At 62.7% G+C, this 260-nt stretch carries 1 protein-coding gene; it reads right to left on the bottom strand.

Annotated elements, in window-relative coordinates; all coding sequences use genetic code 11:
• A partial coding sequence (locus N8H74_RS29270) for an immunoglobulin-like domain-containing protein (RefSeq protein WP_347710411.1) occupies positions 1–260 on the bottom strand: 260 nt, incomplete at both ends.

The following is a 260-nucleotide window of genomic DNA, read 5'->3' as shown; positions in this document are numbered from 1 at the left end:
CCGGCGTCTTTGTAGACGTCGTCGGTTGGCGCAGGAACGGTCACGGTGCCGGTGGTTTTGCCGGCGTCGATGGTGATGACGGCGCCATTCGACAGAGTCACAGTTACTGGCGAGCCAGCAGCGTTGGTCAGGGTCGCGGTGTAGATGATCGAACCACCCTCGGCGACCGTGTTGGTGGCGCTGAGCGACAGGTTGGTGGTGTCGACGGTGTCAGTCACGGTGGTGCTGACCGGCGTCTTGTCGGCGACCAGATTCTCGTA

This window comes from Pseudomonas sp. B2M1-30, from assembly GCF_025447575.1.
Classification (GTDB): Bacteria; Pseudomonadota; Gammaproteobacteria; order Pseudomonadales; family Pseudomonadaceae; genus Aquipseudomonas; species Aquipseudomonas botevensis.
The sequence above is the reverse complement of the archived record's forward strand: the minus strand, read 5'-3'. Positions and strand labels throughout refer to the sequence as shown.